Origin of the sequence: uncultured Treponema sp., assembly GCF_946187725.1 — a bacterium.
Taxonomy (GTDB): domain Bacteria; phylum Spirochaetota; class Spirochaetia; order Treponematales; family Treponemataceae; genus Treponema_D.
This window is the reverse complement of sequence record NZ_CAMHSK010000036.1, coordinates 1-15,729: the sequence shown is the minus strand read 5'-3', so window position 1 is coordinate 15,729 and position 15,729 is coordinate 1. Positions and strand designations below refer to the sequence as shown.

Here is a 15,729-nt window from a genome sequence, read left to right as displayed (position 1 = left end):
TAGAGTTGATTTGTCCATGAAAAAAAAATAGAATAATATCATGCTTCTATCGAAAAAAAATATTTCTCCGCAGAGAATTAAGGAACTGACGGGGTTTTGCAAAAATATATCCATTAAATTTTCAAATTTAAACCTGCTTCAGCTGGCCTTTACGCACAGATCTTGTTCTCAGGACGGAAAATCTGGAAAACATGAAAATAATGAACGGCTTGAATTCTTAGGGGACAGCGTGCTTGGTATGGCAACGGCCGCATATCTTTACGAGCATTTTATGGATAATCCAGAAGGAGATCTTGCAAAGATAAAGAGTGCGGTCGTAAGCGAACAGGCTCTTGCTCCGATCGCGCTTAAAATTGGTATTGACAAAATGCTTATCCTTGGAAAAGGTGAGGATATGACAGGCGGAAGACAGAAAAAGGCCATTCTTGCTGATGCTGTTGAGGCTGTAATCGGGGCATATTATATTGATTCCGGATATAAGGCTGCAGAAAAACTTGTACTTTCTTTTATGATTCCTGAAATTGAAAAATTCGTTACGAATCGTGGTGCAAAAGATTTCAAAACCATGCTTCAAGAAGAACATCAGAAAAAATATAAATCTTGCCCGAATTATGAGCTTGTAAAGGAAAGCGGGCCTGATCATGAGCGTGTTTTCTGGGTTACAGTTCATCTTAAAAACGCAAGCTATGGGCCTGTCTGTGGAAAAAGCAAGAAAGAAGCGGAGCAGAAAGCTGCGGAATTGGCCTGGAAAAGTCTTTCAGGTAATTGACCTGTAATTCATAAATTTGATAAAATAACAAATCATCTTGTGATATTAACTTGCTTCCTAACAGTGATGGAATGATAGAAGAGGTTGTTGTTTTTTTTAACGGCTTCAAGCTAGTGGTGACTGGGGTTGCTTTAGTATCGGGCAAGAAATAAGGAGTTTTTTTTATGAAAAAGGGAATTCACCCAGACTACAAATTGACAAAAATTACATGTCAGTGCGGAAATGTTATCGAGACTCGCTCAACAGTCGAGAACATTCATGTTGAAATTTGTTCTGCTTGCCATCCGTTCTATACAGGTAAGCAGAAGCTCGTTGATACTGCAGGTCGAATCGAACGATTCAACAAACGCTTTGGTATCAAATCTGACAAATAAGTTTGAATACTTTTAACGAAAAGCGCTCCAGAACGGAGTGCTTTTTTTTGTTTTAAACTACAGCCGGTCATGGAACTTAAAAATTCAAGCTGTGAACCGGCTATTTTTTTTAGTTGATTTGTATTTTCCATAATCTGTGGGCTTTAGTGCCCTTGAAATCTTCGGAAAGTGATTTTTCAGTCAAATCGGTGACTGATATCTCGGTGTTGTAAACCGAAAGCTTTGGGATTAAATTTTCGTCAAATTTTAATCTGTGTGAGTTTGTTGAAAAATAGAGCGTTCCCTTTGGATTCAACAGGTTTACGCATTTTTTTACAAGCTCACTCCAGTCGCGATTGATGTCGAGTGTGTTTCGTGTGGCTTTTGAATTTGAGAAAGTCGGTGGGTCAAGGATAATTATGTCGTAACGGTTTGTTCCTTCTGAATTTGGAACTTCCGCAAGTTTTTGATTTAAAAATCCGGTAACATCGGCTCTTGTGAAAACGAATTTTGGGCTTTCCGGATCAAAATCATTGAGCGCAAAATTAAACTTTGCCCATTCGAGGTAGGTGTTGCTTAAATCTACTGACTCGACGCGGCTGGCTTTTCCTTCTGCGGCATATACGGAAAAACTTCCTGTGTAACAGAAAAGGTTTAATACGGACTTTCCTGCGCAGGTTGAGCGGACTGTCTGACGAAGGGGGCGGTGGTCAAAGAAAAGCCCTGTGTCAAGATAATCGCTGAGATTGACTTTAAAAAGCTGACCACATTCCTGAACATAGCTCTCAACCGTTCGTTCGCTTTTTAGCTTTTCGTATTGATTTTCGCCTTTTTGCTTTTTTCGTAATTTCTGGATTACACGGTTTTCGGGGATTTCGAGTGTTTTTGAGACAGCTTTTGTCATTTCTTCGAGCCAAATCTGCTCGTCACCGTCTGATTTTTCATACGGTCTTTCATACAAGTAAAGGTGAACATACAGGCGTTCGTTCTTTTCTTTTGCTGCCGAAAGGTCGTTGGCAGATATCCGGTTTTCTTCGTCACGCAGAAATTTTGCGCATTCGATTTTTGAATCCATTCCTTCGGGTAAAAATTCATATAAATCGACGGCGAGGGGAACTTCAGGAATGTCCCGGTCGTACAAGCGGTAACAGGTTACTCTTTCTCGTCTTGCCCATTTTCTGAGGAGCTTGTATCTTTTTGCGAGTCGGTTTGAAAAAATTTGTGCCTGATAGGCATTCTGTTCTGCAGAGTTTTGATTCATTTCTATATAATCCTATTTGATTATCTTAACATATTTTATGTAAAAACAGAAGAGAAAGATTGACGCACATAAGTAAAAAATGATATATTATTTGCCAACCCCTTGAATCTGCGTATGCGGATTCCAAATGCCCATAAGGAGAACATACAGAATGAAAAAGTATGAACTTATGACTATCTATCCTATCGAGGATGAGAAGTTCAAAGACGGCTCAGAAAAGGTAAAGGCCGTTCTCGCACAGTTCGGTGCAACAATCGAAAAAGAAGAGTCTTACGGTGATCGTGACCTCGCTTATGAAATCAACAAAATCAAGCGCGGCAGATTCGTTCTTTTCATCGTAAAAGCAAATCCTGCAAAAATCGTAGACATCAACGCTCAGTTCCGTTTGAACGGAAATTTGATTAAGTCTCTCTTTGTTAAGATTGACGACAAGGAAGTGTAAGGTTTCCGAATCATTTCTTTTTGGTTCATTACCCATCATAATTCTGGAGGTTTAGAATGACGGACATCAACAGCGTTACGATTGTAGGACGGCTTACCCGTGATTTAAATGGAAGTGACCAGCGTGAATATGCGTTCACTCCGAACGGTCAGGCTCGTGCAAATGTTAGTATCGCAGTCAACCGAAGCCGAAAGCAGGGTGATCAGTGGGTAGACGAAGCAAATTTCTTTAATGTCACAATCTGGGGAAAAACTGCTGAAAATCTTCTTCCTTATCTTAAAAAAGGCAAGCAGATTTGTGTGGAAGGCTATCTGAAGCAGGATCGCTGGCAGGACAAAACTACGGGTCAGACCCGCAGCAATGTTTCAATCGTAGCGAATAATGTTCAGCTTCTGGGAGGAAATTCTGGAAACGGCGGCACTCAGTCGTCAGGGGGGTACACTCCAAAATTCCAAAGCCAGATGCCGGGACAGGCTCAGGCCTTTGCTCAGCCTAACAGTTTTGCACCAGGTCCTTCGTCAGAACCGAGCTATGATGATCAGAGTTTCGGTGCTCCGCAGGATAATGGTTTCCCGGAAGACATCCCATTTTAATTTTATAGGAGAACAATATGTCAGACGAAGTTACAACAAACGAAGTCGAACTTAAAGTAGATACTCAGAGCGCTTCAGAAGGACGCGATGGCGAAGAAAAAGGTGCTCGCGGTAAAGGAAAGGCTTTCTTCCGTAAGAAGGTTTGCCGCTTCTGTGCTAACAAAGCAAAAATCGATTACAAAGATGCAGATGGTCTTAAACGCTTTACAACAGAGCGCGGTAAGATTCTTCCACGCCGCATCACTGGTACATGTGCAAAACACCAGCGTGAGCTTACTGTAGCTATCAAACGCGCACGCAATATCTGCTTGTTGCCGTTCGTTACAGAGTAAGTCGAATAGGATTTTGCCTTTGTGTGAAATCCTGTTAAGCAAGGAGCTATAAGCCTTTCTTGCTTTCATTATTGCCTGTTTTGATACAGGCAATTAAAATTAATCCCTACGATCCAACTCCTGGTGACGCGGGGAAAATTTGAAATACAATAGGAGCTTGTAAAATGAAAGTTATTCTTTATACAGATGTAAAACACCTTGGTGAAATGGGTGATGTTAAGAATGTTGCTAACGGTTATGCACGCAACTTCCTTTTCCCACACATGTATGCTGTTCCGTACAATGATCAGACTGTTGCTTACTTCGAAACACGCAAAGAAGAAATCGAAGCACGCAAAGAGCAGAAACGTAAGGATGCTGCAAGCCTCAAAGACAAGCTTGAAGCACTCACAATCGAGCTCAAAATGCCAGCTGCTGCAAACGGAAAACTCTTCGGTTCTGTTACAGCTCTCACAGTTTCTGAGTACTTGTCTAAGAACGGATTTGAGGTAGAGCGCAAACGAATCGACATTCCTGGCGTTACAATCAAATCAGTTGGTAACTACCACTGTACAATTCACCTTTATGAGTCTGCAAACGCTGAAGTCAAAATTGCTGTTACAGCACAGGAAGATGAGAGCGCAAAAAAGGCTGAGCCAAAAAAGGCTAAAAAAGAAGAGGCTGCTCCAGCTGAAGAAGCAAAAGCAGAGGAAGCTAACGCCTAGTTTATTATTACCACTTGGATTTTCGGTCCTGCATGCAAAGTTTTGTAAAAAATCTTTGTTTGATAGTGTGTAATATCTTTACTTTATAATGCCATATGGATTTATTATTTCTAATGGAAAGTCCTGTCATAAGGGAAATCATTAGATTTTTGAGTCCGTGTGGCATTTTTATTAGATGTGTTTGGAAAAATCTGTTTTTGCAGGTCTATCTTTTATTTTTTTGGGGGAAATCATGGATTCTGTTTTGAAAGATACTGTACCACCGCATTCGAATGAGGCTGAAAGGGCAACTCTTGGTGCAATGCTTCTTAACTGGGGGGCAGTGAGTGCAGTTGCAACACTTTTGCGTGCCGAACATTTTTATTCCCAGCAGAACCAGGTAATTTTCAGTGCGATGATGAAGATTTTCTCCAAGGGCGAAACCTGTGACACTCTTGCTCTTGTTGAGGAACTTTCCAAGGAAGGCCAGCTTGAACTTGCGGGCGGGGCAGCTTACATTGCATCTTTGACAGACGAAGTTCCTACTGCGGCGAATATCGAGTATTACGCTAAGATTGTCTTTGAGCGTGCCGTTAGACGCAGCCTCATAAATGTTTCTCAGGATATCAAGGCTTCGGCTTTTGATGAAACGCGGGATTCTAAGCTGATTCTTGAAGATGCTGAAAAAAAGATCTTTGATCTTGCTGATAATGGTCAGACAACGCAGGTTTATTCAATGGGAAACATTGTTCCGGCGACAGTTGACATGATTGAAAATAACTTCAGGAACAAAGTCTCTCTGACCGGAGTTCCATCTGGCTTTTCAAAACTTGATACCATGACATCTGGATTCCAAAAGGCTGAGCTTGTCATTATTGGCGCGAGACCGTCAATGGGAAAAACTGCACTTGCCCTCAACATGATGGAGTATATTTCAATAGTAAAAAGAATACCGTGTGGATTTTTTTCTTTGGAAATGTCTCATGTACAGATTGGTCAGCGTCTTCTTTCTCAGAATGCAAGGATTCCTGGTACCAAGATTCGTAACGGAATGCTCAGACTTGATGATTTTCAGAAAATAAATGATGCTGCTGGCCGATGCTATGATGCGCCTCTATACATCGTTGATACTCCGAATATGCAGCTTATTGATTTGCGTGCCATGGCAAGACGGATGAAGACGAATCAGAAAGTTGAAATTATTTTCATTGACTATATCGGTCTTATATCTACGGAAAATTCTTCTGCTCCTGTATACGAACAGGTCAGTGAAATTTCAAAGTCTCTCAAATCCCTGGCCCGTGAGCTGAATATACCAATTGTTGCTCTTTGTCAGGTAGCACGAGATGCCGAAGGCAATGAGCCAAGCTTAAACCAGTTGCGTGGTTCAGGTTCTATCGAACAGGATGCCGATGTTGTAATGTTTATTCATCGTGAGCGAAAAAAGCAGGAAGATGGGGATATGGAACCCGTTCAGGATGCAAAACTTATTGTTGCGAAACAGCGTAACGGTCCGATTGGCGATGTTCCGCTATTGTTCCTTAATGCGATAACTCGTTTTGAAAATAGGGCTGAAGCAGAATAAAAAAAGGGACCGTCCAAAAAAACTGGGCAGCCCCTTAAATTTTTAAGCGCTATTCGTTATTTTGCATCGAAATAGCTTGGAGTTGACTGTGGCGAAATACTTGCCAGATTTGAAAGATTAAGGATTACTGGAACTCCGTTAGCATCTGTTACCATGATGCCGCCTGCTGTAATTGTGATTGGTGTAGCGGCTTTTACTGCTGTACTTGATTTGAGCAGAAGTTCAGCATTGTTGTTGTATTTTCCGATGTAGAAAGTGATGCCTTCCTGGATTGTGCAGTAATAGCTTCCGTCTTTTTCGACAAGAACTGAAAGCTCTGACAAGCGTTCGGCACTTTCTGCATTGATTTCAAGAGTCTTTTTGTCGATGGTAACGAGTCTTACTGCTCCAGCACCGATATTTGTTCCAGCAACAGCGATGAACTTTTCGCCATCTTCATAGACTGTGCGGCCTCGGATTACGCTTACAGGCGATTCTTTTATAACCTTTCCTGTTTTAAGGTTCATTTTTACAAGAGCACTTGTAACGCCAGCTTCATCAATATTCTTTAAGCCGTACATAATGTCGAAGTTGTTCTGTTCTGTTTCAGCGATGAGCGTCTGCTGGTCTTTTGCGATTGCAGTACGCTCTTCCTGAGCTTCACTTCGTTTCTGGTCAGCGGTATTCTGTGCAGTGTCAGCAGTTTCCTGAGCGGCTTGAGCTGTCTTAGTCTGTTCTTCTGTTTTTTGAGACTGTTCCTCGGCTTTCTGCTGAGCATTATCAGCTTCTTTTTGAGCTGTGTCTGCTTCTTTTGAAGCTGTGTCGGCATCTTTTTTAGCCTGGTCGGCGTCTTTTTTAGCCTGATCAGCATCTTTTTTGGCTTGCTCAGCTTCTTTTTTAGCATTTGCATCAGTTGGGTTGTTTTTTGCATTCTGCTTAGCCTGTTCAGCTTTCTTTTTTGCTTCTTCAGCATCTTTCTTAGCTTTTTCGGCATCTGCTTTGGCCTTGTCTGCATCAGCTTTTGCTTTGTCAGCTTTTGCCTTTGCTTCTGCGGCTGCTTTTTCCTGTTCTGCCTTCTTTCGCTGTTCTTCGGCAAGTTTTGCTTTTTCTTCGTCTGCTTTTGCCTGAGCGTTATCAGCCTTTTCCTGAGCATTGTCAGCTTCACGCTCTTTTATATCAACCATGTCTTTGCGGGCTTCGATACCCTTGTCTTCTTCACCCTGCATTGACTTAACGACTTCTTTGTCTGAAATGAGGGATGTGTCGATTGTGCTTAATCCGCCGTTCAAATCAGAAAGAGGAATTACAATCTGTGTTTTTCCAGGCCATTCCTCATAATTCGTTGAAAGACCTGTAATTGCAGATGAAAGATTTTTGGTAACGATTTCTTTATATTTAGATTCGAAGTATTTTGTGTTTTTTCGATATACGGCATTGTAAACTGTTACGAAAGTTGCGATTGTGTCTGCATCTTTTGTAGAATAGCCGTAAGCAGAAGAAAGATATGCTGAAATAATGCGGCGCAAGTTGGTGATGTGGTCAACGGTGGCGTTTTTACCGATGATGAAAATGTCCGCATCGAATTTCTCTTTTGTGCTCGGATCTACGGCATGGATTACCGCATATCGGCTTGAATCTCCGATTGTGCCGCTCTTTTCAATCCTTGGTTTTACCTGATTTCCTAGAGAAGAACCGATTGCCCGAATCTGCTCTATTGTGTTGATTACCGAATGAGGGCCCGAATAGTTGCGGAACACGATTTCATTTGGACCGCCCGCACTCTGAATCTCATTGCGGTCAACGCTGATTGCAGAAGCCGCCGAAATTGCAAAAATGGCGAATATCGGGACTAAAGCTTTACTTATCACTTTTTTACAGTTCATCAAAATCCTCCTTGAAAGAACATTAAAAGTATAACACATATTTGTTTTGTTGTCACTTTTTCTCTAACTCAATCATTTTTGTAAGCACCGTGCGGGCATAGTCCCGGACGGTTTTATCATATTGAGGGTAAAATAAATGCGAAAGGATGTTTTTTCCCCGTTTTATCAGTGCCGGCCTTCCCATGTAGCGGCAGATTTCATAAGTTGAATCGCAGACAGCTTTTAAAAGAACCGACTCCGAAGGCCTTATTCTATTGAGTATTAGCTTTTCGAGTTCTGCGAGTACCTGTCCGTTTTCGTCGTATGCGGCATTTCCTGCGAAAGCAATGACCGACAGAAGCTGACTCGAATCAATCTGGCTGGAAAGAAGGCGGGCAAAAAGCGTTGAAAATTCCCTCGTTCCGGTTTTGCCCATTAAATATAGAAGATTTTGTGCATATACGGCATTTTCTGCAAAATAATTCTGGCTCTGACTTTGAAAGGAAATCTGCGTTGAATATGATTTTATGTAGTTTTCGGCCTCTGTTTTGATAAGTGTAAGGTATTCCTTTTCTTTTGCGCCATAATCGCCTTTTTTGAAACTTTCTGATATTTCGGCCATCTTTTGATTGTCGAGCGCACGGATTCCCAGTGAAGAAGCGGTCGGATCAGAATCTTTTGCTGTAATATATGAAATTGATTTGATTTTAGATGATATGATTTTTGTTTTTGTCGTCTGATTCATCAGCCAGGCTTTTATAGTCCAGTCTTTCATGCAGAGAATTAAGTGGTTTTTGTTCGTGTAGAAAAGTGATGTCCATTTTGATTGAGGGGGAAGTGTAGAGGCGTACATGATTGTTCCGTCCTCAAGGAATTCGCAGGCAGAATAAGCCCCGCTGATAAAATATCCTGATTGGGTTGCGCGTGCAAGCTTGAAGTCCGATGGAGCGATGTTTCCAACCTGAAATCGATTAAGAAGTTCGCCTGTATCGGTTTTTACAACAACGGCTTCAGTTCTTGAGCCATTCTGAAAGAAGAAAACAGAATTTTCGCTTCCCGCAGAATAACAAATTTTGAAAGCGCCGTTTGTGTTTCCTGAGCCGTTGACCCATTTTGATTCCGCGCCATTTTCTGTAACGGAAACAAGACCGATTGAGCCGTTTTTAAGCGATACAAGCACTCCTTTTTCGGAACTTTCTGTACTTGTGGCTATGGCCGTAAAAGTGATGTCCTCAAGTTTTTCACCAAATGGGGAATATCTGTTTGCGACAGTGCGGTTATCCTTTGGCTTTTTGAGGAAAACAAGAAATGAACCGTCGTTGAGAAGAGAAATCGGAAAATCTCCAAGTTCTTCGGTTACAGTCTTCCATTTTCGTTTTCCGTCAAGGCCGTAGCAGGCGAGCCCCTTTTTACCGCGAACGAAAACTCTTCCATCCCGACCAACGACTGGAAAATCAGCGATGGGAAAAGGTGCCGTTTCTGTCCAGAGAGTGAGGCCAGAAGGATTCACAAGATTTAAGCGGTTAGAATCCGTAACGACATATAAAAAATCTCCGAAAGCGGTCAGAAAGGATGAAGGCCTTCCTTTGATGCTTCTCTGCCAGATTACATTTCCGGCACTTGTACATGCTGAAAGAAGCCGTCCGTCACTTAAAAGTGCGACTCCATAAGAAGTTTCGATACATGGCGAGACCGCATTGCCGCCAATGACAGTGTACCATGAAGGTTCCTGTGCATTCAGGTCAATCGAACGGAGCGGAGTTTGAGCCGTTAAAATCTTTGCATTTGAAGCCAAAAAGAGTACAAAAAATACTTTAATGAGAGTGGTGCAGGATTTTTGATTACGCGGATGTATTTTTTTTAAGAATGCTTTCATTTTTTTAATCAGTGTACTCGAAATTGGCCATAGACTCAATGTGTGCCGTGTGCGGATAAAAGTCGAGCAGATAAAGTTTTGACAGCCTGTATCCTGCCTTTACCAAAAATGCGGCGTCACGTGCGTGCGTGCTTGGATTGCAGCTCACAGAGCGGATTTGCGGAATTTTTGAGCGGCACAGCCACTTGCAGACTTCCTTTTCCATTCCGCTTCTTGGCGGGTCGATTACAACTGCATCAAAATCACCGTTGCTTCTGATGTAATTTTCGGCACTGAAACGAATCCAGTTTTCACCTGAAAGACCGAATGACTCGTGATTTTTGCCGCGTAAATTTTCTTCGGCGAAGACTATTGCATCACGGTTATGCTCAACAAGGCATACTTTGTCGAAAAGGTCAGCAAGGAAAACTGAGAAAGTTCCACAGCCTGAATACATATCAAGTACATTGCGGCCGCACAGATTATGCGTGAGAGTCGAAATTGTTTTTTCAAGGACTTCAAGATTTGACTGAAAGAATCCCTGCACATCAAAGGCTATTTTTTTACCTGAAAGGGTGATTTCACAGCGATTGTTCTGATTAAGGCTTGTTCCCGCAAAGTGGCGATTTTGCTGCAAGCGGAGCTTTTCTTTTCGCTTTGAACTTGCACCCTGAATTTTGATTTCTTTCTGAGGTTTTTCGCGTTCTTCTGCAACAATCACCTTATTTATGGAAGGATTTTGTGAAAAAATGCCTTCCGTGACAATCCTTTCGTCACCAAAAAGATGAACTCGTCCCTGAGGGCGTGCATTCTGTGGTGTGCTTTTTAGGTATGAATTGATTTCTGCTGTTGCAATCGGGCAATTTTCGAGGGAAACAAGGTCATTGCTTGCCTTCTTGTTGAATGAGCCGTTTGTAAGCTGGATTCGTGAGCGGTAATTTTTGTCTGAACCTGAAATTATTTCAATTTCAGGGCATTCGATTCCTTCGCGCTCAAAACAGTCTCTTAAAATTGATTTTCTAAGCTCAACCTGATATTCAGAATCAATATGCTGAAGGTTGCATCCGCCGCAAGCACCGTAAAGAGGGCAGAAAGGCTCTACACGGTGTGGTGAAGGAGTGAGAATTTTTAAGATTTTTGCCAAGTCATAGTCGCGGAAAGATTTAGTGATTTCAACTTCAAGTTCTTCGCCTGGAAGAGCGAACGGAACAAAGACATTCTTTCCATTGATTTGGGCGAGACAGTCACCCCCGGCAACCATTTTCTGAGTTTTTACGATAAAAGACATTCCAAGAATATTAGCTAAAAAAGCGGATTTCTACAATATATAGGGAGCCGGTCGCCGAAGGGGCGAACAAACTCACGAGGTGAGTTTGTAGGCGAGTCTCGTTCGAAGCTATGCTTCGAGCGTCCAAGAGCCGTAGGCGTGCTGCAAAAAATCCCGCACCATATTTCCTTCATCACAGAATTTACAGAAAGGAACATTTCCATGCTTTTGCCGCATATCTTCGTTCAGAATATTCTCGTGATTGCCCTTTAAAATGTGAAAATGGCTCGCAAAAGCCGATTTGAGTGAAAGAACCATCGCCAAAAGAGAAAGATTCTCGTGCATCTCAGCAGTCAGAGACTCGTTCACAAGATTTCCGTTCATAAAGTCAAGATAAGCCTGCTTCCATCTTGCACGCCCGCGATTCTCGGAGTGAAAAATGTCGCCAACACAAAGGACAATGATTTCACCCGCTTCCAAAAGCTCCAGAACCGAGCGCCCGCCAAGCTTAAAGTCCATAATATCCAGAATGAATTTGCCCCGCCCATGCAAGTCAGGCACGATTAGAACAAGATAAGACTGCAAAAGCGCACGGATGTTCGACACAGGAAAATTCCTTATATATGGAAGATTATAGCACGAATCAGTGGGATTTGGCAAAAAGAATTGTCATTCCCGTGACTTGGGAATCATTCTGACTTACATTTGCTACAGTGAACGCAAAGGTTCACGAGGAGGTTTCTATGTTCGAAATAGATGATGATGTTTTTTGTATGTTCATTATAACATTCGGTATGCTTTTTGCTGTTCTTCTTGTCTGTTTTTTTCTGAACCCTGATTTCTGGCAAGGGCTGAGGAACAGTAAGTATCTCGACCAGCGTAAGAAGAAGAAAAAGCATTTTGACGATGACAACGACTATATGCCCGAAACATTCACAAAATGGTAAAGAAAGAGGGGGTGCTTTATGAATGACGAAATCAGATTTGTAACACGAGAAGAAACTTTCAACGACCTTGCCGTGCGCGAGCTTGCAAAGGGCAAGGCTGCATGTATCTGCCGACTGCAATTTAAGCGATGCGAAGAAAAAGAATGCAGAAATTGCCCTGCGGCCCTTAAGTTCAACAACTGTGTAAATCAGATGTCCGACTATGACAGGCTCAGGCTTGACTCTTACATCGCAGAGTTTTATACCCAATACTCAAGTACTCCCGACCAGTGGATGAGTTACAAGGGGTACATCACTTACTATCTCAAGTTTACACTGATGATGTTTGTCGTTGTTTCCTTTCTATTTGCCTTTCTGGTGTTCTGTATTAAAGCCCCATGTGATTCGCCAAGAACTCTTTCACCAACAATCAGGGACAACATCATAACGACAGTAATGGAAGCGCAGAAGTCTGTTTATGACCACAACAAGGACGGACTTGTAAACTGCATTGACTACACATGTCTTTTCAAGGAAACATGGGACAAGAGATTTCCAGAGATGCAAACAAATTGTGTCATCGTCAGGAACGTGAATCCTTTATCAGGAATGAATCATCTTTTCATAAGAATCTATGCTGATGGTCTCGTAAATGACGTGGAACCGTGGGCTTCAGCTCCCTGGCGATTTGAAATGGAGTCAAATTGGGGCAATAAGTACAATCCTGATTTCAATTTTTACGGCGAAACGCGAAGGTGGCTTTCGGATATGGCAGGATAACATCTAGACTTTTATTCCGCTCACATTCTCCTTTCTTGAAAGCCAGTCCTCCACCAGCTCTTTTGGCTCAATCGGGAATGCCTCGTCCGCCCACTGCCAAGTCCAACGCCTGATTGAGTAGAGCTGGTTGCTACGGAAACTCAGGATAATGCCGTCGTTTTCAGGGCCGGGGGTATTGGTGTCTGGAACGATAGTCTGATTCTCACCCCAGAGCCTGTTTCTGGCGTATCGTGCGGCGTAACCATGGAGATGAATTTTGTAGTCAAGATAAGTGTCGTGGCACATACAGCCGAAGGAGCCGCGGGTCATTTTTCTAAAGTCGTAGTCCTTTGGAAGCGTAAACACTTCGTTCGTGAGCTGGATATTTTTCATCTCACCAAGCGAATACCGCCTGCGGCCGTTCTTTACCACATCGAGCGCATGAAGATTCCAGTTTCCGTTGTCGTAAATAAGCTGCCAGGGCTGGACTCTCCGTGGCGACGGCTTTGTGTCCGTGAGCGACTGATAATCAAAGGTAATCACGCGGTTCTCCATGAGAGCCTTATCTATGAGCCGCCAAGTATCAGCAGGAATGTTCTTGTTGGGAGCCCCCACAAAAATAATCCTGTCATTCTCAGGCTTTTTGTTGATCCGGATATTCTCAATCGACAAATCATGATTCTCAATCGAAAGCGACTCAAAGACTTCCTGGGCTTCCTTGTAAAGCGGGTTGTCCTTAACCATGTCCATGAGAGTCTTGATCAGCTTGGCAGCCTTTGCGGCATTTTCGTCAGTGTAGAATCGTGGAAGACGGTATTTGGGGTCAGTGTAAAAATAGCCGTGAGTCTCAAAATCTGTGTCAATCGGGGCCTGATACTTTTCCTGCAGCTCCTCGATGTCGCGGAAAAAGGAAGTGCGGCTGGTCTTGATGCCGTATTTTATCCCCAGCTCGGAAATTATTTCTTTCCATTTAAGTTTCCGCCCCGAAGCGATGATTTCATCAATTGCCTGATACCGCTTTGCTTTTTCGGTGAAGTCTACTGCCATTGGTTCCCCCTTTTTATACATTCCCGTGACTTGGGAATGATTCTGCAATATATTTTATATCATACGACGGAGATGTCAAATTCATTGGATACCAAGCGCACTTCCCGAATGCGTGCCGTTCCAAATAAGTGAACTCTGCGCATAATCAAATATTCGTGAGACTCTAACCTTGCGCATAATCAAAAATCGGCTTATAATGTGCGTATAATCAAAGAATAAGGTATATATAACTACGCGCATAATCAGAGGTCTATATGATTCTAAAACGAAAAATATACAATAAGCTACTTTTATGGAAAAAAGAATGTAACGGTTCAAAGGCTCTGCTCATTGAAGGTGCAAGGCGAATAGGAAAATCTACCGTCTGTGAAGAATTTGCAAAAAACGAATATCAAAGCTATATCATCATCGATTTTGCCAAAAAAAATGCAACCGTAGAAAAGTATTTTACAGAGCATCTAAATGACCTTGATACATTTTTTATGCTGCTTTCCGCTTATTATAAAAAGGAACTTGTGGAGAGAAATTCAATTATCATCTTTGATGAAATCCAGATGTTTCCTCAAGCGCGTGCGGCCTTAAAATATCTTGTTGCAGATGGGCGTTATGATTATATCGAAACAGGTTCTCTAATTTCTGTAAAAGAAAAAGTTCAGAACATTGTTATTCCATCTGAAGAAAGAAGCGTCTGCATGTACCCGCTTGATTTTGAAGAGTTTGCCTGGGCTTTTGGGGAAAATCTGTTAATTGATTATATAAAAGAATGTTTTGAAAAAAAAATGCCGCTTGAACAAGGAATGCACAACAAGGCAATGCTCCTATTCAAGCAATATCTGCTTGTAGGTGGAATGCCAAAACCTGTAGTTCTTTTTATTGAATCCGGGAAAAATTTTTCTCCAGTTGATGCGGAAAAACGAGACATTCTTAATCTTTACCGGAACGATATTATGAAAATAAAATCGCAGTACCGAAGCAAGGTTCTCGCCATTTTTGATCAGATACCGGGGCTTTTGTCACAACATGAGAAGAGAGTCATTTTTAAGGATATACAGGAAGGTTCGTTTGCAGACCAATATGAAGATACATTTTTTTGGCTTTCCGATTCTATGATTTCAAACGAATGTTTCATGTGCAGTGACCCGAATGTAGGACTTTCAATCAATGAAGTTCGCTCTTACATAAAATGCTATCTGGGAGATACCGGCCTACTGGTAAGTCATGCGTTTGATGAAAACGAACTTTTAGAAGCCGATGTTTATAACCAGATTCTAAATGATAAATTATCTCTAAATAAAGGAATGCTTTTTGAAAATGCCATAGCCCAGATGCTTACCGCAAATGGTCACAAGCTGTACTTCTATACGCATTATTCAGAAGATAAACACCGAAATGATATTGAAATTGATTTTTTGATTTCCAACAACAGTAAGCTGAAATACAAACTTTTTCCGATTGAAGTAAAATCAAGCAAAAACTACACGACGACATCACTGCTTAGGTTCAAAGAAAAATTTAAGCTGCGGATAGGGGAATGTTATATCATCCATCCAAAGAATCTGTGCACGAAGGATGAGGTTTTATGTATCCCGCCGTACATGGCTATGTGTTTGTAGGGATGTAGGTCGTGGTGAATTTAAGCAGCTATATTCCCGTGACTTGGGAATATAGCTGCACTATAGTTTATACCATAAGACGGAAAGGTCAAATTTTGTGATTCATCAGTGAGGGAAATATTAGGTAATATTTTTATTTTTCGTAAAACTGGTGGTATAATTATTGAATAGTACAGATTTTATTGCAACTGGAGATGATTTTTCATGGAAGAGAATATTGAAGAATTGATTAAAAAGGCTGAACAGGGAGATTACGATGCAATTTCAGCGCTAGAAAGAATTAAAAATAAAATCAATGGAGAAAAATAGAATGACTTACATGATTGAAGGAATTGTTTCTGAGATAGAAAACGAGAAACCTGAAGAAGTTCTTATAAAATTGCAAGGACTAGAAGGTTACGCT

At 41.7% G+C, this 15,729-nt stretch carries 16 protein-coding genes; 10 read left to right on the top strand and 6 right to left on the bottom strand.

Features of this window, described 5'->3' with window-relative positions:
* Positions 1 to 40: 40 nt before the first annotated feature.
* A complete protein-coding gene (gene rnc / locus Q0Q74_RS11370; protein ID WP_294430949.1) occupies positions 41 to 769 on the top strand; it encodes a ribonuclease III in 729 nt (242 codons plus the stop codon).
* Positions 770 to 933: 164 nt separating this feature from the next.
* A complete protein-coding gene (gene rpmE, locus Q0Q74_RS11365; RefSeq protein WP_184657201.1) occupies positions 934 to 1,143 on the top strand; it encodes a 50S ribosomal protein L31 in 210 nt (69 codons plus the stop codon).
* A 109-nt stretch (positions 1,144 to 1,252) separates the two neighbouring features.
* Here rpmE and Q0Q74_RS11360 read toward each other — a convergent pair whose 3' ends face one another.
* A complete protein-coding gene (locus tag Q0Q74_RS11360) occupies positions 1,253 to 2,383 on the bottom strand; it encodes a class I SAM-dependent methyltransferase (protein WP_294430948.1) in 1,131 nt (376 codons plus the stop codon).
* A 151-nt stretch (positions 2,384 to 2,534) separates the two neighbouring features.
* On the opposite strand from Q0Q74_RS11360, the gene rpsF reads away from it, so the two are divergent.
* The 5 genes from rpsF (at position 2,535) to dnaB (ending at position 6,018) form a co-directional block, all read left to right on the top strand.
* Positions 2,535 to 2,825 carry a 30S ribosomal protein S6 gene (rpsF, locus tag Q0Q74_RS11355; RefSeq protein ID WP_294430947.1) on the top strand — a complete coding sequence of 97 codons (291 nt, stop codon included), beginning with the start codon at positions 2,535 to 2,537 and terminating at the stop codon, positions 2,823 to 2,825.
* A gap of 56 nt (positions 2,826 to 2,881) precedes the next feature.
* Positions 2,882 to 3,418, top strand: a complete 537-nt coding sequence (locus tag Q0Q74_RS11350; protein WP_294430946.1) for a single-stranded DNA-binding protein — start codon at positions 2,882 to 2,884, stop codon at positions 3,416 to 3,418.
* Positions 3,419 to 3,435: 17 nt separating this feature from the next.
* On the top strand, positions 3,436 to 3,750 hold the full coding sequence (gene rpsR, locus Q0Q74_RS11345; protein WP_294430945.1) for a 30S ribosomal protein S18: 315 nt from the start codon (positions 3,436 to 3,438) through the stop codon (positions 3,748 to 3,750).
* 164 nt (positions 3,751 to 3,914) lie between these two features.
* Positions 3,915 to 4,454, top strand: coding sequence for a 50S ribosomal protein L9 (gene rplI, locus Q0Q74_RS11340; RefSeq protein WP_294430944.1), 540 nt, complete (start codon positions 3,915 to 3,917; stop codon positions 4,452 to 4,454).
* A 232-nt stretch (positions 4,455 to 4,686) separates the two neighbouring features.
* Positions 4,687 to 6,018 carry a replicative DNA helicase gene (dnaB, locus tag Q0Q74_RS11335; protein ID WP_294430943.1) on the top strand — a complete coding sequence of 444 codons (1,332 nt, stop codon included), beginning with the start codon at positions 4,687 to 4,689 and terminating at the stop codon, positions 6,016 to 6,018.
* A 56-nt stretch (positions 6,019 to 6,074) separates the two neighbouring features.
* On the opposite strand, the gene Q0Q74_RS11330 is transcribed toward dnaB, so the two are convergent.
* From Q0Q74_RS11330 to Q0Q74_RS11315, 4 genes are all read right to left on the bottom strand, one after another.
* A complete protein-coding gene (locus tag Q0Q74_RS11330; protein ID WP_294430942.1) occupies positions 6,075 to 7,880 on the bottom strand; it encodes a P83/100 family protein in 1,806 nt (601 codons plus the stop codon).
* Positions 7,881 to 7,932: 52 nt separating this feature from the next.
* Positions 7,933 to 9,654: a PQQ-binding-like beta-propeller repeat protein gene (locus tag Q0Q74_RS11325; RefSeq protein ID WP_294430941.1), complete on the bottom strand. Its 1,722-nt coding sequence runs from the start codon at positions 9,652 to 9,654 to the stop codon at positions 7,933 to 7,935.
* Between the two features lie 85 nt (positions 9,655 to 9,739).
* On the bottom strand, positions 9,740 to 11,002 hold the full coding sequence (gene rlmD / locus Q0Q74_RS11320; RefSeq protein WP_294430940.1) for a 23S rRNA (uracil(1939)-C(5))-methyltransferase RlmD: 1,263 nt from the start codon (positions 11,000 to 11,002) through the stop codon (positions 9,740 to 9,742).
* Positions 11,003 to 11,110: 108 nt separating this feature from the next.
* Positions 11,111 to 11,587, bottom strand: coding sequence for a hypothetical protein (locus tag Q0Q74_RS11315; RefSeq protein ID WP_294430938.1), 477 nt, complete (start codon positions 11,585 to 11,587; stop codon positions 11,111 to 11,113).
* A gap of 137 nt (positions 11,588 to 11,724) precedes the next feature.
* On the opposite strand from Q0Q74_RS11315, the gene Q0Q74_RS11310 reads away from it, so the two are divergent.
* Together Q0Q74_RS11310 and Q0Q74_RS11305 are read left to right on the top strand one after the other, a co-directional pair.
* Positions 11,725 to 11,928 carry a hypothetical protein gene (locus Q0Q74_RS11310; protein ID WP_294430937.1) on the top strand — a complete coding sequence of 68 codons (204 nt, stop codon included), beginning with the start codon at positions 11,725 to 11,727 and terminating at the stop codon, positions 11,926 to 11,928.
* Positions 11,929 to 11,946: 18 nt separating this feature from the next.
* On the top strand, positions 11,947 to 12,687 hold the full coding sequence (locus Q0Q74_RS11305; RefSeq protein ID WP_294430935.1) for a hypothetical protein: 741 nt from the start codon (positions 11,947 to 11,949) through the stop codon (positions 12,685 to 12,687).
* A gap of 3 nt (positions 12,688 to 12,690) precedes the next feature.
* On the opposite strand, the gene Q0Q74_RS11300 is transcribed toward Q0Q74_RS11305, so the two are convergent.
* Positions 12,691 to 13,713: a YafY family protein gene (locus tag Q0Q74_RS11300; protein ID WP_294430933.1), complete on the bottom strand. Its 1,023-nt coding sequence runs from the start codon at positions 13,711 to 13,713 to the stop codon at positions 12,691 to 12,693.
* A gap of 254 nt (positions 13,714 to 13,967) precedes the next feature.
* On the opposite strand from Q0Q74_RS11300, the gene Q0Q74_RS11295 reads away from it, so the two are divergent.
* Positions 13,968 to 15,326, top strand: a complete 1,359-nt coding sequence (locus tag Q0Q74_RS11295) for an ATP-binding protein (protein WP_294430931.1) — start codon at positions 13,968 to 13,970, stop codon at positions 15,324 to 15,326.
* Positions 15,327 to 15,729: the final 403 nt, after the last annotated feature.